Annotated in this window: 21 protein-coding genes and 1 pseudogene; 11 read left to right on the top strand and 11 right to left on the bottom strand. The window is 41.7% G+C overall.

What is annotated here, in order from left to right; all coding sequences use genetic code 11:
* Both QZT73_RS13490 and QZT73_RS13485 read left to right on the top strand, forming a co-directional pair.
* A pseudogene (locus QZT73_RS13490) lies at positions 1 to 269 on the top strand (hypothetical protein); the annotation flags it as partial.
* Positions 256 to 528, top strand: a complete 273-nt coding sequence (locus tag QZT73_RS13485) for a hypothetical protein (RefSeq protein WP_291782713.1) — start codon at positions 256 to 258, stop codon at positions 526 to 528. The pseudogene QZT73_RS13490 and the gene QZT73_RS13485, both read left to right, overlap by 14 nt.
* A gap of 2 nt (positions 529 to 530) precedes the next feature.
* Here QZT73_RS13485 and QZT73_RS13480 read toward each other — a convergent pair whose 3' ends face one another.
* Positions 531 to 1211, bottom strand: a complete 681-nt coding sequence (locus QZT73_RS13480) for a DUF2461 domain-containing protein (protein WP_291782710.1) — start codon at positions 1209 to 1211, stop codon at positions 531 to 533.
* A 40-nt stretch (positions 1212 to 1251) separates the two neighbouring features.
* On the bottom strand, positions 1252 to 2550 hold the full coding sequence (gene murF, locus QZT73_RS13475) for a UDP-N-acetylmuramoyl-tripeptide--D-alanyl-D-alanine ligase (RefSeq protein WP_291782707.1): 1299 nt from the start codon (positions 2548 to 2550) through the stop codon (positions 1252 to 1254).
* Between the two features lie 335 nt (positions 2551 to 2885).
* Here murF and QZT73_RS13470 point away from each other — a divergent pair, with 335 nt between their 5' ends.
* A complete protein-coding gene (locus QZT73_RS13470; RefSeq protein ID WP_291788640.1) occupies positions 2886 to 4997 on the top strand; it encodes a T9SS type A sorting domain-containing protein in 2112 nt (703 codons plus the stop codon).
* Positions 4998 to 5000: 3 nt separating this feature from the next.
* Here QZT73_RS13470 and panB read toward each other — a convergent pair whose 3' ends face one another.
* On the bottom strand, positions 5001 to 5822 hold the full coding sequence (gene panB, locus QZT73_RS13465; RefSeq protein ID WP_291788639.1) for a 3-methyl-2-oxobutanoate hydroxymethyltransferase: 822 nt from the start codon (positions 5820 to 5822) through the stop codon (positions 5001 to 5003).
* A 7-nt stretch (positions 5823 to 5829) separates the two neighbouring features.
* Positions 5830 to 6336, bottom strand: coding sequence for a phosphoribosyltransferase family protein (locus QZT73_RS13460; RefSeq protein WP_291782699.1), 507 nt, complete (start codon positions 6334 to 6336; stop codon positions 5830 to 5832).
* Positions 6337 to 6569: 233 nt separating this feature from the next.
* Here QZT73_RS13460 and hemH point away from each other — a divergent pair, with 233 nt between their 5' ends.
* The gene (hemH, locus tag QZT73_RS13455) at positions 6570 to 7604 is read left to right on the top strand and encodes a ferrochelatase (protein WP_291782696.1); all 1035 of its coding nucleotides are present in this window, start codon (positions 6570 to 6572) and stop codon (positions 7602 to 7604) included.
* Between the two features lie 96 nt (positions 7605 to 7700).
* On the top strand, positions 7701 to 8879 hold the full coding sequence (locus tag QZT73_RS13450; RefSeq protein ID WP_291782693.1) for an MFS transporter: 1179 nt from the start codon (positions 7701 to 7703) through the stop codon (positions 8877 to 8879).
* Between the two features lie 34 nt (positions 8880 to 8913).
* Here the strand turns inward: QZT73_RS13450 and raiA are convergent, their stop codons facing one another.
* From raiA to atpD, 6 genes are all read right to left on the bottom strand, one after another.
* Positions 8914 to 9219 (bottom strand): ribosome-associated translation inhibitor RaiA, encoded by a 306-nt coding sequence (gene raiA / locus QZT73_RS13445; RefSeq protein ID WP_291788637.1) that lies wholly within the window; start codon positions 9217 to 9219, stop codon positions 8914 to 8916.
* A 29-nt stretch (positions 9220 to 9248) separates the two neighbouring features.
* Positions 9249 to 10133, bottom strand: coding sequence for a tyrosine-type recombinase/integrase (locus QZT73_RS13440; protein ID WP_291777019.1), 885 nt, complete (start codon positions 10131 to 10133; stop codon positions 9249 to 9251).
* 88 nt (positions 10134 to 10221) lie between these two features.
* Positions 10222 to 10857, bottom strand: a complete 636-nt coding sequence (locus QZT73_RS13435; RefSeq protein WP_291777022.1) for a DUF6624 domain-containing protein — start codon at positions 10855 to 10857, stop codon at positions 10222 to 10224.
* 158 nt (positions 10858 to 11015) lie between these two features.
* The gene (gene rpsU, locus QZT73_RS13430) at positions 11016 to 11210 is read right to left on the bottom strand and encodes a 30S ribosomal protein S21 (protein WP_291777026.1); all 195 of its coding nucleotides are present in this window, start codon (positions 11208 to 11210) and stop codon (positions 11016 to 11018) included.
* Between the two features lie 159 nt (positions 11211 to 11369).
* A complete protein-coding gene (gene atpC, locus QZT73_RS13425; RefSeq protein ID WP_291777029.1) occupies positions 11370 to 11618 on the bottom strand; it encodes an ATP synthase F1 subunit epsilon in 249 nt (82 codons plus the stop codon).
* A 38-nt stretch (positions 11619 to 11656) separates the two neighbouring features.
* A complete protein-coding gene (atpD, locus tag QZT73_RS13420; RefSeq protein WP_291777032.1) occupies positions 11657 to 13162 on the bottom strand; it encodes a F0F1 ATP synthase subunit beta in 1506 nt (501 codons plus the stop codon).
* A 382-nt stretch (positions 13163 to 13544) separates the two neighbouring features.
* Between atpD and QZT73_RS13415 the strand changes: the two genes are divergently transcribed.
* The 6 genes from QZT73_RS13415 (at position 13545) to QZT73_RS13390 (ending at position 20713) form a co-directional block, all read left to right on the top strand.
* The gene (locus QZT73_RS13415; protein ID WP_291777035.1) at positions 13545 to 14414 is read left to right on the top strand and encodes an ABC transporter substrate-binding protein; all 870 of its coding nucleotides are present in this window, start codon (positions 13545 to 13547) and stop codon (positions 14412 to 14414) included.
* A complete protein-coding gene (locus QZT73_RS13410; RefSeq protein ID WP_291777039.1) occupies positions 14415 to 15473 on the top strand; it encodes an iron ABC transporter permease in 1059 nt (352 codons plus the stop codon). It abuts the gene before it with no gap.
* A 1-nt stretch (position 15474) separates the two neighbouring features.
* A complete protein-coding gene (locus tag QZT73_RS13405) occupies positions 15475 to 16275 on the top strand; it encodes a heme ABC transporter ATP-binding protein (RefSeq protein ID WP_291777041.1) in 801 nt (266 codons plus the stop codon).
* A 3-nt stretch (positions 16276 to 16278) separates the two neighbouring features.
* Positions 16279 to 17325: a ChuX/HutX family heme-like substrate-binding protein gene (locus tag QZT73_RS13400; RefSeq protein ID WP_291788636.1), complete on the top strand. Its 1047-nt coding sequence runs from the start codon at positions 16279 to 16281 to the stop codon at positions 17323 to 17325.
* 97 nt (positions 17326 to 17422) lie between these two features.
* A complete protein-coding gene (locus tag QZT73_RS13395) occupies positions 17423 to 19639 on the top strand; it encodes a TonB-dependent receptor (RefSeq protein ID WP_291788633.1) in 2217 nt (738 codons plus the stop codon).
* A gap of 12 nt (positions 19640 to 19651) precedes the next feature.
* Positions 19652 to 20713, top strand: coding sequence for an HmuY family protein (locus QZT73_RS13390; RefSeq protein ID WP_291777050.1), 1062 nt, complete (start codon positions 19652 to 19654; stop codon positions 20711 to 20713).
* A gap of 96 nt (positions 20714 to 20809) precedes the next feature.
* Here the strand turns inward: QZT73_RS13390 and QZT73_RS13385 are convergent, their stop codons facing one another.
* Positions 20810 to 21304 (bottom strand): C40 family peptidase, encoded by a 495-nt coding sequence (locus QZT73_RS13385; RefSeq protein WP_291777053.1) that lies wholly within the window; start codon positions 21302 to 21304, stop codon positions 20810 to 20812.
* Between the last annotated feature and the right edge of the window lie 31 nt (positions 21305 to 21335).

The raw sequence follows: 21335 nt of genomic DNA, 5'->3' as shown, positions 1-21335 counted from the left end.
ATCTTGATGGCGAGCAGAAAAATGAGGTTTCCTTGAGATTGATCAATGGGAGGGGGCCTCAGCTTCATGTAGGGGAGGAAATTTTAGCCAGAAAAGCAGCGGAGATGTATGCAGAAGGTTATAGTAAAATAGATGAGTACGATTTTATAAATATTATATTTATACAAACTGATCCAAATAACCCTGATAATCTGGCAATGAGTGAATACAGTTTCAGGGTAGAGGATCTGATTTCAGACAAAAACCCCAACGACTATGGACTTCAATAACGAATTCAAACATCCTCCAGTGAATACAGGAGATTGGTTTCTAACCATCTTTATAGCGAATATCCCAGTTTTAGGATTGGTCATGTTGATTGTTTGGGCAATTGATAAAAACGGCAACCCGAATAAGGCCAATTGGGCAAAAGCCAAACTGTTATGGTATGCAGTAGCTTTTGGTTTGGGTATAATTTTCCTCATCCTGATGGGAGTAGGCGCGATTACCGGAGTTTTTAATGGCGCTTTCGACGGCTTTGATTTCTAGCTTTAGAGCAATCCTTCTCCATTCTCAGTTTCTTCTATTGCACGGGCCAAAAAATCATGAAAGGGCTTCATTTTTTTAAAATGGGTTATCGCTTTTTCCTTGAACTCTCCTGAATTGATTTCATCATCTGATAAAGGGGTGGAAACGATAAAACTTTTGAAGCGTAAAAGCTTTATATGCGGATGCTCAGCTTCATAACCTTTTGGGGAGGTTTTTAGCTGCTCTCCTTCGAGACCTCCAAATGTTTTTTTAAATGCAGGTTCTTCAAGGATTTCCAATAATTCTTTACCAGAGTAGTCGATTTCCTGACGGATTTTTTTGAGAACATCCGCCGAAGGCATCCATATACCACCCGCAAGGAAGCTTTGTCCCGGTTGAATATGCAGGTAGTAGCCCGGGCCATTTGATTTTTTTCCACCCACTGAGAAATAGGCGGCAAAATTGGTCTTATAGGGATCTTTATTGGCCGAAAAGCGGATATCCCTATTTTGTCGAAAAATACAGTCTTTTCCTTTGAAACCAGAGAGTTGGGGTTCCCAATAACTGATGGCATGTAGCAGCTCCTCCACATCTTCTAGAAATGCGCCCTTCACTTTCAGATACCAATCCCTGTTCGCATCCATCCAATCTTTGTGGTTATTTTGCGAAAGTTCAGAAAGGAAAGAGAGGTAATTTTTACTCATGTAATTAGTAAGTCTAAAACAGTTAGAATTGTTTTTGGTATTAAATGAAATCTACCAAGCCCTCTAGCTTCATTCCCCTGCTGCCTTTGATCAGAATCAAATGATCTTCTAATTTGGAGTCCTGTAGCCAGTTTCTAAAAGAAAATGGATCCGGGAAATACAGTGCCCGTACCGGGGCTTTCGCAAGGGCTGCTTGGATGTGTTTACCTGTAAAGCAGATTTTTTCAAAGTTATATTTCCTAACTAGCTCTCCCAATTTGGCATGTTCTGCCACTGAGGCATCTCCCAATTCATACATATCTCCTAAAATGACCATTTTTTGCTTTTTTCCGCTCATCTGCCCAAGGGTATCAATGGCCACTTCCATACTGGAAGGATTGGCATTGTAGGCATCCAGGATGATAAGGTTGGAGCGTTTTTCCAGCAACTGAGAACGCATATTGGAAGGCTTGTAAGCCGTTATGGCTTGAACTGCTTCATCCAAATTGACTCCAAAATACTTCCCCAAGGTGATGGCGGTAGCAATATTTCCAAAATTATATGCTCCGATAAGTGAACTGAGATGCTCTCTTTCCTCACCCTCCACTTTAAATTTCACAAAAGGATCAGCACTTACGAAAGAAACTTCGCAAAAATCACCTTTAGCGGGATACAAAACCGGTTGCTCAAAACGTTTGGCCATGTTTGACAAGATGGGATCCTGAGAATTGATGAAAACTGTGCCCTTATTTTCTCTCAGGTGCTGAAAGAGTTCCGTTTTGGTTTTCAGTACCCCCTCTGGTCCACCCATGCCTTCCAAGTGAGCTTTACCAATGTTAGTGATAAAGCCATGCGTCGGCTCCGCAATGTCGCAAAGCTCCTTTATGTCTCCTTGTTTATTGGCTCCCATTTCAATAATGGCAATTTCCGTATCCTTTGGAATGGAAAGCAAAGTCAACGGAACACCAATATGGTTATTGAGGTTGCCTGAGGTGGCAGAAATTTTGAATTTTTGTTTCAAAACCGCATGTAAAAGCTCTTTTGAAGTGGTTTTGCCATTGCTACCAGTGAGGCCGATGATTGGTATAGTCAATTGCTTTCTGTGAAAATTGGCCAACTGTTGTAAGCTACCCAAAACATCTTCTGTCAAAAAGTACCTTTTATCCCCTTGGGGAACAACTCTTTCCTCATCCACTACCACGAAATCAGCACCGCCTTCCAAAGCTTGGGCCGCAAAATCATTGGCGTTAAAATTAGGCCCTTTTAGCGCAAAGAAAATATTGCCTTTTTTTATATTTCGGGTGTCTGTACTGACACCTGTAGATTGGAGGTAGGTGGAGTATAAATCTTCAATTTTCATAATTCTTCAATTAGCTCATAAAATTAAAGCTTTGCAAAACATCTTATATCAAAATCAATCGTTTAATTTTAGATATTCAATATGGCTACTCATGACAGAATGTTGATAGCGCCACCTTGAGTGACGCAAAGGGTCTTTCAAAAAGAGAGGAGATTCTTCGCTTACCGCAATTCTGCGGGACAGTCAGTTCCTTGCTACCATTGACAGATTACCGGAATCGTCACTCTGAGCAAAGCGAAGAGTCTCCTATCATATGGGAGATGCTTCGACTCCGCAAGCTCCGCTCAGCATGACGTTTTAATAGCTGTAATTTCCATCAAAGTTAAATTCACAAGATGAAGTATTTGCTTTTGCTGCTTTTTATATTCCAGAGTTTTTCTCTCCAAGCTCAGCAAGTTTTCTCCTTTGATCAAAGCATTCCTGTGGAAGTAAATGGGGTACCACTTGTCCTTCCATTTGCTGCAGGAGTCAATACTGCACAGTTCCAGGAGATGGATACCAATGGTGATGGAAAGGAAGAATTGATCGTTTGGGATATCAATTCCCGAAGAATTCTGGTTTTCGAAAATACAGACAGCGGTTTTCAGTATTTACCAGAAATGGCCTATTTTTTCCCAGAGGATATCAATGGCTTCTTGGTGCTGGCAGATTATGATGGAGATGGGAAAAAGGATCTATTTACAAGTTCTCCTTTTGGTATCAAGGCCTATAGAAATGTCTCTCCAGCCGGAGCAGCTTTTCCGGTTTGGGAAGTGGGCCAGAATTTTTTACGCTTGGACAATGGTTCCAACGTACAGGCCAATGTCCTGGATATTCCTTTGATCATGGATATCGATGGGGATGGTGACTTGGATATAGTAGCATTCAATTTTGTAGTAGGGGATTACTTGGAACTTTACCGCAATACAAGCATGGAGCGGAAAGGTATTCCTGATATTGATGGTTTCGCTTTCCCTCAGTCCAGATGGGGTAATTTTGAGTTTTGTAATTGTGGGGATTTTAGTTTTGGGTTTACCTGTGGAGGCATTCCAATCAGTGAAGCTCCACCAATCGATGGTTCGGCAGCAAGAATCCAACATGCGGGAGGGCATTCTGTGTTGTATGCCGATTTCAACGAGGATGGTATTTTTGATCTACTGCTAGGAAGGGATGAATGTGATATTTTGTATTTTCTACCCAATGAGGGCAGCAATAGCCAGCCTGAATTCCGGTCTTTTTCTACGACTTTGCCGGATTATGGCGCATTGCCTCAGTTTCCCATTTTCCATGCAGCTTACCTGAAGGGTGAGCAGCTGCTGGTCAGTAGCAATTCTTCCTCCGTGGCAGGGGTATTCAATGCAGATTATGCGAGAAATGTTTTTTCATTAAGTAAAGGTATTGGAGATGCTGAGCCTTTTCTTCAATCCGACATGCTGGATTTGGGGGAGAATACCAGACCCTTTTTCAAGGGATTCAAGGATGCAGGAGAAATGATCCTCACTGCCAATTCCAAATTTGGGGGAAAAGTACTTGGCATTGCCTATCAGTTCATCAAAGAGGAAGATGTTTTCCGTTTGGTGGAAAAGGATTATTTGGGCCTATCCCAACTGGACTTTACGGATTTACAATACCAGGAATATCAGACAGCTTCCGGCCAAAATACTTACTGGATTTCTGGAGTGGATACGGTTAACTTCCGTTTAGAAAGGAGAATTTTTGTAGGAACTCAGGCTGATATAGGCGCTATGGTAGAACTGACAGTGCCGGTGACAGGTACGAGGCCTTTGGACCATGTAGAACCTTTCAGCTTTGAAAATAGAGACTATGTGCTTTTGGCCAAGCAAAGTGGTGAATTGGTATTATTTTCTCTTGATTTGGAAGGGGAGGCACGACTTAGACTTGACAGCAGGGATTTTCTGGGTTTTCAGGACAATCCTGCCAGTAGGAACCTTTCTGTTCATGTATTGCAGGGACAAAAGCCCTCCCTTTACGCCATAGACCAAAGAGGCGTTTTGGTTTTCACAGAAAATTTTATGGAACAGAATCAAAGGCAAACCATACAGCTGCGTTTAAATGCATCTGAGTCCAGTCAAAGCAGGTTTGGAAGAAATACTTGGATCAGCGCTTTATCTATGCCCTTTGGAGAAGGCCATGACCTGATTTTTGGAAATACAGCTGGAGGTTTGGAGTATTTGAAGGGGATTGAGGGAAGTCTTCCTCCGTCTTCTGAAGATTTCTTGGTGAGGGTTTATCCTAATCCTACGATTGGTGATTTTAGGGTGCTGAGTTCCAAAAATGCCCGTATGCGCTTGGTCAATATGCCGGGACAAGTGATCATAGACAATGTCCCAATACAGGCCAATAGGGTGACAGATATTGATGGTTTTGGACTTGCTCCGGGAGTTTATGTATTACAGTTTGTAAGTGATGGACAGCAAAAGCTTACCAGAAAATTACTGGTAAGGTAAAAATCAATAGCTTTCTCCCTCATTAGGGAAATTCCTGTCCTTTACGTCTTTGATATAATCTTCCACGGCTTTGGTCATGGTAGCCTGTAGGTCTGCGTATTGTCGCAGAAATCTAGGCTTAAATTCCTGGGTGATTCCCAGCATATCATGTACTACCAAAACCTGCCCATCTACATCAGGACCCGCACCAATTCCAATCACAGGAATGTCTACTGCTGCCGCGACTTTTTTGGCCAGTCTGGCAGGAATTTTTTCTAAAACGATGGCAAAACAGCCACATTCTTCTAGAAGCTTCGCATCTTCAAGCAGCTTTTTTGCCTCTGCCTCTTCTTTTGCTCTTACGGTATAGGTGCCAAATTTATAGATAGATTGAGGAGTAAGACCTAAATGGCCCATCACTGGGACACCGGCACTGAGAATTCTGCTCACTGATTCTTTGATTTCAGCGCCTCCTTCCACCTTCACTGCATGGGCTCCAGATTCTTTCATGATCCGTATAGCGGATCTAAGCGCTTCAGAGCTATTTCCCTGATAGGAACCAAAAGGAATATCTACTACTACAAAGGCTCTTTTGACCGCACGTACCACTGAGGTAGCATGGTAAATCATCTGGTCCAATGTTATTGGGAGGGTGGTTTCATGTCCTGCCATCACGTTGGAGGCCGAATCGCCAACAAGGATAATGTCTATTCCTGCTGCATCTATGATGCCTGCCATAGAGAAATCATAAGCGGTCAACATGGAGATCTTTTCTCCACGCATTTTCATTTCCTGAAGGATATGGGTAGTAATTCTCTTGATATTGGAAGATTGATGAATGGACATGGGAAAGTCAATGAAGGTGTACAGAGTGGTTTTCTTTGCTCAGGTCTACAGTAATATGCTCGCTGAGTGTAGTGGCCAATTCCAGGCCGGTATAGTCAGGTGTTACAGGGAAGAGCTTATGGCTACGATTGACCAAAACAGCAACTTCCATTTTTTTGATGGGAGCGTCAAGGAAGGGCTTCAGGGCATAAACCAGGGTTTTCCCTGTATTCAACACATCGTCTACTATGATCACGCATTGGTTTTCTAGGGATATATCAATTGACAGACTTACATCTCCCCGATTTACATCCTCTTTGTCCAAAAGTATTTCAGCGACTTGAGCCTTTATTGGGGAGATTTTCTCTAAGTTCTCTGCTAGGTAAACCGCAAGATGCTTGCCCATTCCCCGAATGCCTGCAAGGATAATGGTTTCTTCAGAGGCATTGCGTTCATAGATTTCATAGGCCATCCTGATGATCTTTTGTTGGATTTGTTTATGGTTTAAAACCAGCGTCATAGGCTCTTCATGCATTTGGACTATTTTTATTTTTAGAAGGGAAAATTAAGTCAATTGACCTTGTATTCAAAGAAATTTCAATGCCAAAGTAAATTTAACCTGAATAATGGAAATGAAAACCAAATCACTATTCCGGGTTAAGAAATTATTTGCTGTCGATTGTCCATACAAATAATCAATTGGTATTTTCTAACCAAAGGGCTTACTTTTGGTTTTTCTAAGAAGGTAATTGTTGAACCGAAAATAAAATGAATAAAAATAAAGCCAAAACCGGTTTATTGCTGGTTAATCTAGGAACCCCGGACAGTACCAAAACGGGTGATGTCAGAAAGTACCTAAGGGAATTTTTGATGGACGGAAGGGTAATTGATTTCCCATTGATCCCAAGGTGGATGTTGGTCAACCTAATCATAGCGCCTTTCAGGGCGCCCAAGTCTGCCAAGGAATACAGGAAATTATGGACGGATCGGGGCTCTCCTTTGTTGTTCCATACAGAGGATCTACAGGAGAAGTTGGTTAAAATCCTCGATATGGATAAATATGAGGTGGAGATTGCAATGCGGTACCAATCCCCTAGCATCGAGAATGGGCTAAAAAAGCTGAATAAGGCCAACGTCAAAAAAATCATTGTACTGCCTTTGTTTCCACAGTATGCTTCAGCCACCAATGGATCGGTGGTAGACAAGGTAATGGAGCTTGCACGGAAGTGGCAGATCATTCCCAATATCACCTTTATCAGCAATTTTGTAGAGCATCCCTTATTTTTGGAGGCTTGGGCTGAACTTGGAAAGGAAATGATGGAAAAACAGGCTTACGACAGGTATCTTTTTTCTTATCACGGGCTGCCGGAAAGACAAATCAGAAAGGGTTCAGTAGATGGTTATTGTCAACTCAGTGACAAATGTTGCGGGAATTACACCAAAAAAAATCAATTTTGTTACAGAGGCCAATGTTTTCATACAACCCGACTGATTGCCGAAAAATTAGGACTTCCTTCAGAAAAGGTATTGACCTGTTTTCAATCCAGATTGGGTAATGATCCTTGGATCAAACCTTACACAGAAGACATTATCAAGGAATTGGCGAATGAAGGAGTGAAAAAGGTATTGGTATTTTCGCCAGCCTTTGTAGCTGACTGCTTAGAGACTACTATAGAGGTAGGTGAAGAGTATAAAGAGGAATTTGAAGAACTTGGAGGCGAGCGATGGGACCTTGTACCCAGTCTGAATTCCAGCGACAAATGGGTAGCCTGTGTCAAAGACCTTGTAGAATCCAATACTTAATTTAAAATTGGGTTTTATAATTCAAGACCCTAAGTACTGAATTGCTTATTCCTATGGAAGAAAGTCTTCCATATTGGGAAATGTATGCTACGCTTTATGAATTCTGAGCAGCCCCTTTATCAAAGACCTTGGGTTTTATTCCTAGGCATTTTATTGGTTTCATTCAACTTGCGCCCATCCATTACTGCTGTTGGTCCTTTGATTCCCATGATCAGGGAGGATCTTGGACTATCCAATGCTTGGGCAGGATTTTTGACTACTCTGCCTTTATTGACCTTTGCCACCTTTTCTTTGTTCTCTGCTGCGATAGGGAAATGGCTAGGTAATGCCAAGGCAATTTTTTATGGACTTTTGCTTTTATTGGCGGGCACTGTCATCAGGGTACAGGGCGGCCCCACTGTTTTATTTTTCGGGACTGGACTGACAGGTGTAGGGATAGTAATCTGCAATGTGTTGCTCATTCCTTTGGTAAAAAATCGAATGCCTCAAAAGATAGGTTTGGTTACTGCCTCTTATACCACTGGAATGACACTTTTTGCCGCCATTGCCTCTGGTATTTCAGTACCAATGGCTATAGATATGGACTTGGGTTGGAGAGGTTCTTTGCTGACTTGGACAGGTCTTTTAATTTTGGTTTTGATCATATGGTTTCCTCAGTTGAAATTCAAAACTTTTATAAATGAAGGAGAAGATGCAGCTCCTAAGGTAAATGTTTGGAAATCCAGGCTGGCATGGGATGTCAGTATGTTTATGGGAGTGCAGTCGCTGCTGTTTTTTACTATCATTGCCTGGCTTCCGGATATGATGATAGATCGAGGGCTTTCTGCGGTGGAAGCTGGAGTTTTGGTTTCCCTCATGCAGATCATAGGGCTGACGGGTTCATTTTTAGCCCCCATAATTGCGACAAAATTCAAGGACCAAGTAGGGGTTGTTTGGGTACTTGGTTTTATGTATCTCTTGGGGTTCAGTTCTCTATTTGTACACGAACTCTGGGTAAATTATGTCGGATTGACCCTTGTTGGTCTAGGCTTGGGTTCCAGTATATCGCTGGCTTATACCCTGATCGGGCTGAGGACAAAACAAGAAAAAACAACCGCTTCACTCTCAGGAATGTCCCAATCATCGGGATATTACCTGGCAGCTTTGGGACCATTGCTCTTTGGGATTGCTTTTGATTTCTTTGGGGATTGGAATCTTTTGATTTGGCTGATGCTGATCTGTGCGGTGCTGTTCATTTATTTTGGCAGAAGATCCGGAAAGGCTGTACAGATTTAAAAAATAAAAAACCCGTCCTAAGACGGGTTTGCGCTTACTGGTTTGCCAAAACCACCTTTTCTTTGAATTTTTTAATTTGTCTTCGAAGTGCTTCCACTGCTTCATCCGCCGCAGCTTCAAAGGAATCGCTCTGTTGCTTGGCAAACAAGGTCTTGCCTGGCACATTCATTTTAATCTCTACTATCTTATTTTCATTCTTCTCATTTTTATCTAGTCTCAAAAAAACTTCTCCGTCGATGATGCGGTCATAGAAAGTATCCAGTTTATCCGCCTTTTTTTGAATAAAGTCAATGAGCTTGTGATCGGCATCGAAATGGATGGAATGCATTTGAAGTTTCATAACTGTAAAGATTTAAAGTTAAACGTATATTAAGCTTTAGGATGTGCCTGTTCGAACACAGCCTTCAGTTTCTCCATGGAATTATGTGTATACACCTGCGTAGCAGCAAGGTTAGCATGCCCTAAAAGATCTTTTACGGCATTCAGATCGGCGCCCTTGTTAAGCAAATGGGTGGCAAAAGTATGTCTCAATAGGTGAGGGCTTCTCTTGTCTGTCTGAGCAAAAAGGTCCAAATAATGTCTGACTATCCGATAAATTTTCATAGGGTAGGCCTGCTCTTTATTTTTACTAACGATAAAATAATCACTCTGGTCTACATTTGAAAATGTTTCCTCAAATACTTTTTTGTACAAAATAATATTTTTTTTAAGGGGTCTATTAATTGGAATTATTCTCTCTTTTTTTCTTTTTCCAAGTACTTTAATAGTATCTGCCTCAAGGTGGATATCTTTCCATTTCAATGCGATAAGTTCGGATAAGCGCACCCCAGTAAGGTAGAGAAACTCCATGACCATTCTGTCTCTTTGCCCATCGAAAGTCCCTTCATATTGCAGCTCATCCAGAATTTTCTCTATGGCATCTTCTTGGACAAATTCCGGAAGTCGCTTGGGAGTTTTTAGGGCTTTGATTTTGTAGGTGGGGTCTTTGCTGATCTCATCTGAACGCAATAGGAATTTGTAAAAAGACCTTAAAGTGGCAATCTTCCTATTGATGCTGTTGCTGTTCAGTCCTTCTTCCACCAGATCAATAATCCATGCCCGGATCTCTGCATGTTCGGCCTGAACAATATCTTCTTTTTCAAAAGCAGTCTGACAAAACCCGGAAAATTGCTCCAAGTCTTTCCTATAGGCCAGAACTGTATGGGCGCTTGCCCTTTTTTCGAATTCCAGATAGTTGATAAAGGATTCCAGCATATATTCGGATTTCTGATTTTAATATAGGAATTTAAGGATGAAACTCATATTATATTGTGAGGAAAATCTTTTATCATCAGGACTTACATCATTCCATACTTGGTAATGGTTCAAAGGGATTATAAACGGCATTCATAGATGCAGCATTTTCCTCAACCGTATCTGTAAAACCTACAGCTTTTCTTCTTTCATTGATGGATTCAGGATCTTCTACTGGCCAAATCACCCAAGAACCATCCTCTCGGAGTTGCCCGCTTGCTTGTGTGCCGTAGATTTGCTTTTTGCCCTGATACATCAGCATCCTGTCCAGCATCATGGCTGCATGTACCTGACGGGCCTCATCCCTATCCGCCAAAGCCTGTAATTGAGGATAATAGGTTTCTATGTCCGATAGTTCGGCATGTTGGATAACCAGGAAAACTGCCCTTGCAGCATTTTCCCCGATTTTACTTTTCTCAGGCCAACCATATTTTTGAAGCTTATTGATTACCCAAGCTTGGTTGGAGGAGTCAATCCTGTTCATTTCTCCATATAAGCTAGGGTCAATTTTCTCATTGGCTTGCATGGCTTCCATAAATTGTTTCCGGATGCCTTGGTCAAGGGCCATGATGGAGTCCAATGAATTGGCAAAAGATTCGTAATCCAATACCTCATTGTTTTCAATTGATCCATTACTGCAGGCAATAGCAAAAAGTAAAATGCTGATCAATATTAATCCTCTCATATTTTAATAGTTTAAGTTGACCCTAAACTACTTTTAACTTTATAAAAATCCGATTATGATAAGTTAATGCTTGTTAAGCACATTAAAAATAAAAAAAGCGCACCCACTTTCGGTAGGCACGCTCATAGATGTGATTATCTCAAAAAGATAACAAACAATTATTGATTTGCTTCTGTTTGTAATCTTTGCTTATAAGCTGCTTTAATTCTTTGATCCCTGTTCTTTACAGAAGGTTTTACAAAGTGCTGTCTTGCTCTAAGCTCTCTTACAGCGCCAGTCTTATCAAATTTCTTTTTGAAACGCTTCAGCGCTTTCTCAATAGATTCGTTTTCTTTTACGTTGACTATGATCATATGTATACACCTCCTTTCAGGGTTGCAAATGTAGGGACAAATAAATCAGAAAGCAAAATCTTGTTTGAAATAAAAGGGTATGACAATCTGCACATTTCAAAAGGGTACAAAAAAACCTGAACCATTTGGTCCAGGTTTGTTAAATGGGATGATATATGCTTAGCCAATTACTTTCTCAGCCAAAAGAACAATTTTGTTATCATTCACTTCCACCACTCCTCCTTCGATAACATGGCTCTTTTGAACCTTACCGGTAGTGTAGGATACGTAACCCTTTGCCAAAGCAGAGACCAAGGCAGCGTGGTTCTTTAAAACCTGGAAGGAACCGTTGACACCTGGAAAGGTGGCTTCACTTACTTCTCCCTGAAACACCATTTGGTCCGGAGTGATAATGGTCAATTGCATCATATAATTTTGCTTTAAGTCAAATCAGGAATGTAATGGCATTAATTTCTAACTTCTGCCAACATCTTCTCACCTTTGGCGACAGCATCTTCAATGGTACCCACCAAGTTGAAGGCTGCCTCTGGCAGGTGATCCAATTCACCGTCCATGATCATGGTAAACCCTTTGATGGTGTCTTTGATATCAACAAGTACACCTTTAAGGCCTGTGAACTGTTCTGCCACGTGGAAAGGTTGGGAAAGGAATCTTTGTACTCTCCTTGCCCTGTGCACAACCATTTTGTCTTCCTCGGATAATTCTTCCATACCTAGGATGGCAATAATATCCTGGAGTTCTTTATAGCGTTGTAAGATTTCTTTTACACGTTGCGTACAGTTGTAGTGCTCTTCACCTAAGATATCCGGAGTAAGGATTCTTGAAGTGGAATCCAATGGATCCACAGCAGGATAAATACCCAATTCAGCAATTTTTCTGGAAAGTACTGTGGTTGCATCCAAGTGGGCAAAGGTAGTCGCAGGAGCAGGGTCGGTCAAGTCATCCGCAGGTACATAAACTGCCTGTACAGAAGTAATGGAACCGTTTTTGGTAGAGGTAATTCTCTCCTGCATTGAACCCATTTCTGTGGCAAGGGTAGGTTGGTAACCCACCGCAGAAGGCATTCTTCCCAAAAGGGCAGATACCTCAGAACCAGCCTGGGTAAAACGGAAAATATTATCGATGAAGAACAAGATGTCTTTACCTGCTACATCTCCTTCACCATCCCTGTAATATTCAGCCAAAGTCAAACCTGTCAAAGCAACTCTTGCACGGGCTCCTGGAGGTTCGTTCATCTGACCGAAAACGAAAGTCGCTTTGGACTCTTCTAATTTTTTAAGATCTACTTTAGAAAGATCCCAACCTCCTTCTGTTTCCAAGCTGTGTAAGAAATCTTCACCATAAGTAACAATACCGGATTCAATCATTTCCCTAAGCAGGTCATTTCCCTCACGTGTCCTTTCCCCTACACCGGCAAATACAGAAAGACCGGAATATGCTTTTGCAATATTGTTGATCAATTCCTGAATCAATACTGTTTTACCCACACCGGCACCTCCAAAAAGACCAATTTTACCACCTTTTGCATAAGGTTCGATCAGGTCAATCACTTTGATACCTGTGAAAAGTACCTCTGTTGAAGTAGATAGATCTTCAAATTTTGGGGCAGATCTGTGGATAGGCAATCTTTTGGAGGAAACCACCTCAGGTAAACCATCGATGGCAGTACCGACGACATTGAACAGCCTTCCTTTGATCGCTTCACCGGTTGGTACAGAAATAGGCGCTCCATTATCAATGGCCTCCTGACCTCTTACCAATCCCTCAGTAGCATCCATTGCGATGGTCCTCACTCTGTCTTCACCTAGGTGCTGCTGTACTTCAAGGATTACTGTTTGACCGTCTTCTTTGGTGACTGTCAAAGCATCCAAAATATTAGGTAATTTACCTCCTTCAAAGGAGATATCCACTACGGGACCAATTACCTGGGTTATTTTACCAATATTTGCCATTTGTATTTAGTATTGTAAAAAGGATGAATACTTTTTAGATATCGGTCGCAAAATTAATTATTAATGCTGAATACCAAAGGATGTTTGGAAAATTAATCCCAATTATCTCTTGATTTTTATATTCCTGTGGCTCAGGCCTTCCGTTGTAGCCCTGGCTGATTTTTCTTTATCCAAACAGCCGATTGATCTTGTTCTGTTTTTTGTGCCACTTTATTATAATGCTTTTGAAGACCCCTAAAGCTATAGACTTTTTCTATTAGAAAGCAGAATCCTATAAAGGCTTGATTGATAAGGGAAAGCGATAGAAATTTTCAATTAACATTTATTTGGATTAAATCTAATTAATATGATATTTGTATTCAATTTGAAATTAATCTAAATAATGATAAAGAATTTATTCATCCTTTCCCTTACAACCTTGGTGTTTTATTCTTGTGGACAAAGCAACACGGAAACGGCTATCAATACGAAAGAAGCCAAAATAATTACAGCTGGAGGGACGGTCTCTGAAATCGTTTCAGCTTTAGGATTTCAAAATCAGATTATAGCGACTGACATTACTTCCACATACCCATCGGACCTTCAGAAGTTACCCTCCATTGGATACCGAAATCAAATCAAAGCCGAAGGCATACTGGCACTCGGTCCTGACATGGTATTGGCAGAGAAAGGTTATTTGACCGAAGATGTAACCCAACAATTATTATCTACTGGCATTGTATTGCGCTTTTTTGATAAGCCCCAACAAATTTCTGAAACATATAGGCTGATCAGTGAATTGGGCGAGTTTCTTGAAGTGCAGGAAAAAGCTTCCCAACTCAATGAAGCATTGCAGGACGATGAGGCTGCTCTCAAGGCCTACGTGTCGGAAAATAATGGAAAGGGAAAGTCTAAAGTAGCCTTCGTTATGGCAAGGGGTTTGGAAACTGTGTTCCTCGCAGGAGAAGAAACGTTTGCGGCATCTTTAATTGAGATGGCAGGTGGAGAATTTGCCGGTCAGGGATTTAAGGATTTTATACCACTCACACCTGAGGCCATCGTTTCGGTTAATCCGGATTACCTGCTGTTTTTTGATTCAGGCTTGGCTACTATAGGCGGGAAGGAAGGAGTATCCCAAATCAGAGGGATTGATCAGACAAGTGCTTATCAAAAAGAGCGCATTCTGGCTTTTGACGGACATTATCTTTCAGGCTTTGGTCCCAGGGTAGCCAAAGCAGCTTTAGAACTGGCGAAATCTATCAGAGAAAATTAAATGAACCCAAAACTGGCCATAGCAAATAAAATTACGCATACCAAGTTGGTACTTGGCACCATGTTGTTGTTGCTATTGATCCTTGGTATACTTTCCTTGACGCTTGGGGCTTTCCATATCCCTTTGTCCAAAGTGGGTCAGGTATTCATGGGAGATTGGGGTGTAGGAGAGAATCTCAATCCGCAGGAAAAAAATGTTTTGTTACAGATTAGGTTGCCCCGATTGTTGTTGGCCATGCTGGTTGGTGGTGCGCTGGGTATTGCAGGGGCAGCCCTTCAGGGATTATTCAGAAACCCATTGGTTGAGCCAGGCTTGATTGGAGTAAGCAGTGGCAGTGCGCTATTTGCAGTGATTTTCATCGTTTTTGGATCATCTTTTACTTTTTTATCCGCATTGGGCAAATTTGGTTTAGTGGCATTTGCCTTTATTGGGGGGTTGTTGAATACCTTTTTGGTTTATCGTTTGTCCAGTCAGGCCGGAAAAACAGATATTTCATTACTGATTCTTGCAGGAGTAGCTTTGAATGCTTTGGCAGGGGCCTTGATAGGTCTGTCCATATTTTATGCCGATGATGCTGCGCTAAGGAACTTCACTTTTTGGAGTTTAGGTGATGTAGGTGGCGCCAATTGGGAAAAAGTATGGCTCATGTTAGGGATTTCTTTTTTACCAATTGGACTGATAATAGGGCAATACCGGGCCCTCAATGCCTTGGCTATAGGAGAAAGCGAAGCCTATCATATGGGGGTGGATGTTCAGCGGACCAAGTTATTTATTTTGATTGGCAGCGCATTGATAGTGGGAACTGCCGTAGCCTTAACAGGGACGATTGGTTTTGTAGGGCTTGTTGTACCACACTTACTACGAATATTATATGGAGCCGATCATGGCTTAGTCATTCCGGGTTCTTTCTTCGCTGGAGCTATTTTATTGACACTTGCCGATTTATTGGCCAGGACCATGGTAGCCCCTGCAGAAATGCCTATTGGAATTATTACTGCCATTTTGGGGGCACCTTTTTTTATCTATTTATTAATTAATGTAAAACAAATCAGGGCGTAATATGCTGGAAGCAAAAGACATTCAATACTTTATTTTGGGCAGACCTGTCGTCAATAAGGTTTCTTTAAAACTGAAAGCGGGTCAACTTACTGCTATTGTTGGACCCAATGGAGCCGGTAAATCCAGCCTTTTGAAATTATTGGCCGGAGACTACAAGGCTGGTGCAGGAGCCATTAATTATAATGGGAAATGCATACAAAATTACCGTCCCAAAGACTTGGCAAAGATAAGAGCGGTGATGCCCCAGCACAGTCAGCTTACCTTTCCATTCAAGGTCAAAGAAGTGGTAGAATTGGGTTTATTGTCCCTTGGTTTGGCTCACGGAGAACAGCTCGTCATGGAAGTGATGAAGGAGACGCAGACCTGGGCTTTTAGGGACAGGTTGTATGGAGCACTTTCAGGAGGAGAAAAGCAAAGGGTGCAATTGGCCAGGGTATTGGTACAGGTTTGGGCGGGAACTGATCAGACTAAGTTTCTCCTGTTGGATGAACCAACCTCCAGTATGGATATCGCCCATCAGCATCAGGTCCTACATATAGCTTCCCAGCTAAAAAGAAAAAATATTGCTGTTTTAGCCGTTTTGCATGACCTGAACATGGCAGCAGCTTATGCTGACCAAGTCATTCTGCTAAAAGAAGGGCGGATATACCAGCAGGGAAGTGTAGATGAAGTCATGGCATCACAACATTTGGAACATGTATTTGAACATCCGATTATGGTAAGAAACGGATACGATGGGATGCCCCATTTTATCCAGTCACTGCCAGTCTATCAACAAAACCGCACATATAAAATTGCATAAGCTATGGAAACCACATTACAAAAACTCACAAAAGAAGAATTAAGTCAGGCATGGAATGACCTAAAGCAGGATAATCCACAAATGAGAATCAGAGATGCTGCGGTCCATTTGGGTGTATCCGAGCTGGAACTATTGGCCACAACGATTGGAGAATCTACCATCCGTCTTGAATGCAATTGGGCGGATTTTCTAGTGTCCTGTAAGAATCTTGGGAAGGTAATGGCGCTGACCAGAAATGATGGATGTGTACTCGAACACAAAGGAAATTTTCAAAAAATAGACATTCATGGAGAAGCGCCACACCAAGTGGCCACGGTTATAGGACCCATTGAACAGCGCGTATTCTTCAGTTCTTGGAAATATGGCTTTGCAGTGATCAATGAGACCCCAAGAGGGATCATGAGAAGCTTTCAGTTTTTTGACAAATCCGGTGAAGCCATTATGAAAATTTACCTTCAGGAAAAAAGTAGGGTAGAAGTGTTTGAGGAGTTGGTGACACAAAACAAGGCTTCCAACCAAAATGAGGAACTTCAAACGGAAGCATTTCCAACTCCAGAATACGCAAAGGAAATTGATATGGATGCCTTTACCCAAGATTGGGAAAATATGAAGGATACCCATGATTTCTTTGGAATGCTTAGAAAATATAAAGTCCATAGGTTGGATGCTGTCAAGTGGATCAATGATAAGTGGGCATACGAGGTCGACAGGTTATCAGCCCGAAAAATTCTAGATGCTGCTTCTGCTGAAAAGATGCCTATCATGATTTTTGCCGGGAATAGGGGCAATATTCAAATCCATCAAGGTAAAGTACGCACCATACGTCAAATGGGCTCTTGGTTAAATGTGCTGGACCCGGATTTCAATATGCATCTCAATGAAGATTTGATCGCTTCTGCTTTTGTAGTACACAAGCAAACCGAAGACGGCCTGGTATCCTCTTTGGAGCTATTTGACCAAAAGGGAGAAATGATCGCCCAGTTTTTTGGATTGAGAAAGCCGGGGATTCCCCAACTGGATACATGGAAAAAATTGATTGATAATCTATAAACCACAACAAGCCGGGAGATCTCTCCCGGCAAAAAAATTTAAGTTAATGTTTGGATTTAATCTAAATAAAATCAGCATTCTTTCAATTGGGATTTTTATGATTGCTAGCTTCATTGCGAAAGCGGATGGGGGATTCAAAGGAAAGGTTATCGATGAAAATGGGAGACCCATTCCATTTGCAACTGTGCGATATGGAGAAACGAAGGGGGTAATAGCCAATGTGGAAGGAGTATTTGATATCAGCAATTTGGATGCAGTCGGTTACCTAAAAATTTCTGCAGTCGGTTATGAAAGCAGGTCCTTCCCTGTTGAGGATAAGGTTTTTCCCGAAGTTTTTGTTTTGAAAGAGGCATTGAATGATCTGAATGAGGTAGTCATTACAGGGAATTTCGGGCCCCAATCAGCCAGAAACTCAACTTATATGGTACGTTCTATTGATAAAGAGAGAATTCAACAAAGGGCCGCGGGTAATTTACAGGAAGTTCTCAATACCGAGTTGGGCATTCGTTTCAGTCAGGACAATGCCTTAGGAAGCAGCAATTTGGAAATGATGGGGATGTCAGGACAGAATGTTAAAATCTTAATAGATGGCGTACCGATGGTAGGAAGACAGGGGGTGAATAATGAAATCAACCTCAATCAAATCGATATCAATCAGATCGAAAAAATAGAAATTGTAGAAGGCCCAATGGCTGTCATTTATGGTGCAGATGCCTTGGCCGGTGTAATCAATATCATTACAAAAAATCCGTCTGCCAAAGCTGGATATACTCTTTTGACCCGTATGCAGGAAGAAACTGCAGGCAATGAGTACAGTCCTTTTCATGGGGCAGGTAATCGAATCAGGTCCGTTCAAGGTACTTACACAACAGAAGGCCCCCTTTCTTTCGGATTGGGACTTACCCAAAATCAATTTGGAGGATGGAAAGGACCACAGACTGGGCGAATGTTTCAATGGCTGCCCAAAGACCAATGGTTGGCCAATGCTTCCGTAGGATTCCGAAAAGATAAAGTGGAATTGGATTACCATGTGGATTTGATGGATGAAACCATCACTTCTTTTGGTCCTGAAAACCGCCTAGAAGTAATTGACAGAAATTTCATAACCAGGCGATGGATGCACCGAATGAACGCAAGGGTAGATTTCGGTCCAGCTTTTCAGTTGTCCACGCAAATGGCCTATACGGATTTTGAAAGGGAGACCCAGACTTGGGTGACAAACGTGCGGACCAATGAACAGAATCTATCTCGGCAGGAAGGATCTCAGGCATTGGTGACCCATCAGGGTTTTACTTTCCGTACGATAGGCAATTGGCTGCTATCCCCAAATCTTACTTTGATGCCGGGCATTGACATCAACACGGAATCGGGTATTGGTGATAGAATCAATAACAACACAGGCATTCAAGATTATGCTGCTTTCCTTACCGGTGAATGGCGGGTAAGTTCATTTCTTCAGGTAAGGCCTGGATTGCGTACAGCCTATAATTCTGCCTATCAGGCTCCTCCATTGATTCCATCCCTTAACACCAAAATGGTTATCAGCTCAAAATTGGACCTGCGATTAGCATATGCCAATGGGTTCAGAGCCCCATCCATTAGGGAGTTGTACTTTGATTTCTTCGATGCCAGCCATTCCATTGCAGGCAATCCCGAACTTTTACCAGAACGCTCAGATAGCTTCAATGCTTCGCTGACCTTTCAGGATAAAGAACATTCTATGGGCTGGAAGACCGTATTGAGTGCTTTTCATAATGAGGTAAGGGATAGGATAGCCTTTGGAATGGATCCCACAGATCCAAGGATTACCACCCTGTTCAACATCAATCAATACCGTACACAGGGGCTGATGCTAAATCAGAGTTTAAGAGCAAACCGCTGGACCTTGGAAGCTGGTGCATCTTATATAGGGCGTTTCAATTTGCTTTCTCAAGAGGATCAGGCTCTCCCAGGCATGTTATTCAGCCCTGAAATAAACAGTAATATCACTTATAAAATCCCATTTATAGAAACAGACATTAACCTGTTTTACAAGTGGACCGGGCCCCTACCAGGATTTGAATTGGCAGCAGAGGATAGCGGAGAGGCAGTTCCTAGGCAAATCATTTTGGAAGGTTTTCACTGGATGGACCTGACCTTGAGAAAAAGCTTTTCAATGGGAATTACACTCAATGGTGGTGCGCGAAATATGTTCAATATATCTGATATCATGAGTTCCTCTACGGCAGGAAGCGCCCATGGTGGAGGTCCCGCTAGACCTATGGGCTTTGGCCGTTCTTATTTTCTTGGAATTACTTATCAATTATCAAAATAACACGTATAACAAATGATTACCACTAAATACATTCACGTTTGGATTGTAGGTGCTTTAGCCGCCTTCATGTTTTCTTGTGGAGACTCTGAGGATCCCATTCTTGAAGTTCCACCTGTAGAAGAGGGAGAAATAGAAATCAACGGAGGGGGGACAACTTTCCCCAACTCAGTATTTATTAACCTGAGTAAGGAAGAGCAGCTTCCTGTGCGTAGGGATAAATGGGACTTGGCATTTTCTACTGGAACAGACTTTAAAGTATTGATCAATGGAACTACAGGTGCTTTGGCATATTCCACGGGAATCTTTGATTTGAATACAGTGGGTGAGGAGCAAGCAGAAGCCTTAAGGAGTAGTGGAAGATTGGAAATGAGCTTCACTAATATGGAAGCAATTCTATCTGTTGACCTGCCTTCCAATCCGTTATCAGCACCGGTGATGGGTACTGTCAATTCCACTTCCTCTTCCAACCAAGTTTTCATTCTGAATAGAGGTTCTTTTGGAATCGATCCCAGGCCATGGAAAAAAATCAGGATCTTGGTTCAGGATGGAAAATATCTTTTACAGCATGCAGATATCTCATCTACTTCCTTTAGTACCCTAGAAGTTTCAAAGGATAAGGAGTTCAACTTTATCTATGTTTCATTTGATGAAGGTATTGTGGAAGTTGAACCCAAAAAAGGAGAATGGGATTTTATGTGGAGTGCCGGTACATCCATCACCCCTTTCCCTCAGGCGGTCAATGGAACCTTAGCTTATCCATTTCAGGATTTGGTTTTCCATAACATTTATGGCAATGTAGGGGCAGTTCAAATCATGGAAGCTGACATTGCTTATGAGAATTTTACCGAAAGCAATCTTTCTGGCTTAGAATTTAACATAGACAACAGGTTGACCATTGGCTCCAATTGGAGAGGAGGAGGTGGTCCTAATGTCTCACCTACCATTCGCAATGACCGTTACTATATACTTCGAGACTCCCGCGGGAATATTTATAAAGTAAGGTTTATTGCGCTTACAAGAGACGGTGAAAGAGGTAGGCCAACTTTTGAGTTTAAATTGGTAAAAGGGATTTAATATATAGAAGTATATCTGCGATGTTGCCGCTAGGCAATTAAGACTTGTAATTCATCTTTTAAAGGGCAAGGCATGCAAAGCGCTGCCCTTTTTTCTTTACAATATCCTTCTCCCGAAACGGAAAGATTTATTCCAGTAGTTATTCGATAAATTGTCTTCGGTGACTCCGAGTGAAGTGGAAGAATGGATAAAATATACTCCTCGGGGAGAAACTTCCGTAACAATGCCTGAATGCGTGACTTTTCTCCTTTTTTTGCTGGTAGCGAAAAACACAAGATCTCCTTTTTTTAATTTTTGTTCGGACACCTTTTTTCCTAATTTACTTTGTTCTGCAGAAGTTCTTGGCAGTTGGTAACCCACACTGTTGTAAGCGTGGAATATCAGGGCAGAGCAATCTATTCCGGAGCGGGTTGTACCTCCGTATCGGTATGGGGTACCTCTGTAGGATTTGGCAGTAGAAATGACTGTTTCTACATTTTGCTTTCTGATTTTTTTACTGGACGAACAGGAAGAAAGGATAACTCCCAGGACAAGCAAAAAAATATATCCGGAAAACCTATTGTTAAAATTTTGACCAGCACCTTTATTCATATTTTTACAAAATAATTTTTTATCTTCAATA

Source organism: Cecembia sp., assembly GCF_007126775.1.
GTDB lineage: Bacteria > Bacteroidota > Bacteroidia > Cytophagales > Cyclobacteriaceae > Cecembia.
This window is presented reverse-complemented; position numbering and strand designations above follow the sequence as displayed.

Bases quoted from the DNA above. Each gene is read 5' to 3' on its own strand.
- QZT73_RS13485 (WP_291782713.1), top strand. From the start codon at position 256: ATGGACTTCAATAACGAATTCAAACATCCTCCAGTGAATACAGGAGAT.
- QZT73_RS13480 (WP_291782710.1), bottom strand. From the start codon at position 1,211: ATGAGTAAAAATTACCTCTCTTTCCTTTCTGAACTTTCGCAAAATAAC.
- murF (WP_291782707.1), bottom strand. From the start codon at position 2,550: ATGAAAATTGAAGATTTATACTCCACCTACCTCCAATCTACAGGTGTC.
- QZT73_RS13470 (WP_291788640.1), top strand. From the start codon at position 2,886: ATGAAGTATTTGCTTTTGCTGCTTTTTATATTCCAGAGTTTTTCTCTC.
- panB (WP_291788639.1), bottom strand. From the start codon at position 5,822: ATGTCCATTCATCAATCTTCCAATATCAAGAGAATTACTACCCATATC.
- QZT73_RS13460 (WP_291782699.1), bottom strand. From the start codon at position 6,336: ATGCATGAAGAGCCTATGACGCTGGTTTTAAACCATAAACAAATCCAA.
- hemH (WP_291782696.1), top strand. From the start codon at position 6,570: ATGAATAAAAATAAAGCCAAAACCGGTTTATTGCTGGTTAATCTAGGA.
- QZT73_RS13450 (WP_291782693.1), top strand. From the start codon at position 7,701: ATGAATTCTGAGCAGCCCCTTTATCAAAGACCTTGGGTTTTATTCCTA.
- raiA (WP_291788637.1), bottom strand. From the start codon at position 9,219: ATGAAACTTCAAATGCATTCCATCCATTTCGATGCCGATCACAAGCTC.
- QZT73_RS13440 (WP_291777019.1), bottom strand. From the start codon at position 10,133: ATGCTGGAATCCTTTATCAACTATCTGGAATTCGAAAAAAGGGCAAGC.
- QZT73_RS13435 (WP_291777022.1), bottom strand. From the start codon at position 10,857: ATGAGAGGATTAATATTGATCAGCATTTTACTTTTTGCTATTGCCTGC.
- rpsU (WP_291777026.1), bottom strand. From the start codon at position 11,210: ATGATCATAGTCAACGTAAAAGAAAACGAATCTATTGAGAAAGCGCTG.
- atpC (WP_291777029.1), bottom strand. From the start codon at position 11,618: ATGATGCAATTGACCATTATCACTCCGGACCAAATGGTGTTTCAGGGA.
- atpD (WP_291777032.1), bottom strand. From the start codon at position 13,162: ATGGCAAATATTGGTAAAATAACCCAGGTAATTGGTCCCGTAGTGGAT.
- QZT73_RS13415 (WP_291777035.1), top strand. From the start codon at position 13,545: ATGATAAAGAATTTATTCATCCTTTCCCTTACAACCTTGGTGTTTTAT.
- QZT73_RS13410 (WP_291777039.1), top strand. From the start codon at position 14,415: ATGAACCCAAAACTGGCCATAGCAAATAAAATTACGCATACCAAGTTG.
- QZT73_RS13405 (WP_291777041.1), top strand. From the start codon at position 15,475: ATGCTGGAAGCAAAAGACATTCAATACTTTATTTTGGGCAGACCTGTC.
- QZT73_RS13400 (WP_291788636.1), top strand. From the start codon at position 16,279: ATGGAAACCACATTACAAAAACTCACAAAAGAAGAATTAAGTCAGGCA.
- QZT73_RS13395 (WP_291788633.1), top strand. From the start codon at position 17,423: ATGATTGCTAGCTTCATTGCGAAAGCGGATGGGGGATTCAAAGGAAAG.
- QZT73_RS13390 (WP_291777050.1), top strand. From the start codon at position 19,652: ATGATTACCACTAAATACATTCACGTTTGGATTGTAGGTGCTTTAGCC.
- QZT73_RS13385 (WP_291777053.1), bottom strand. From the start codon at position 21,304: ATGAATAAAGGTGCTGGTCAAAATTTTAACAATAGGTTTTCCGGATAT.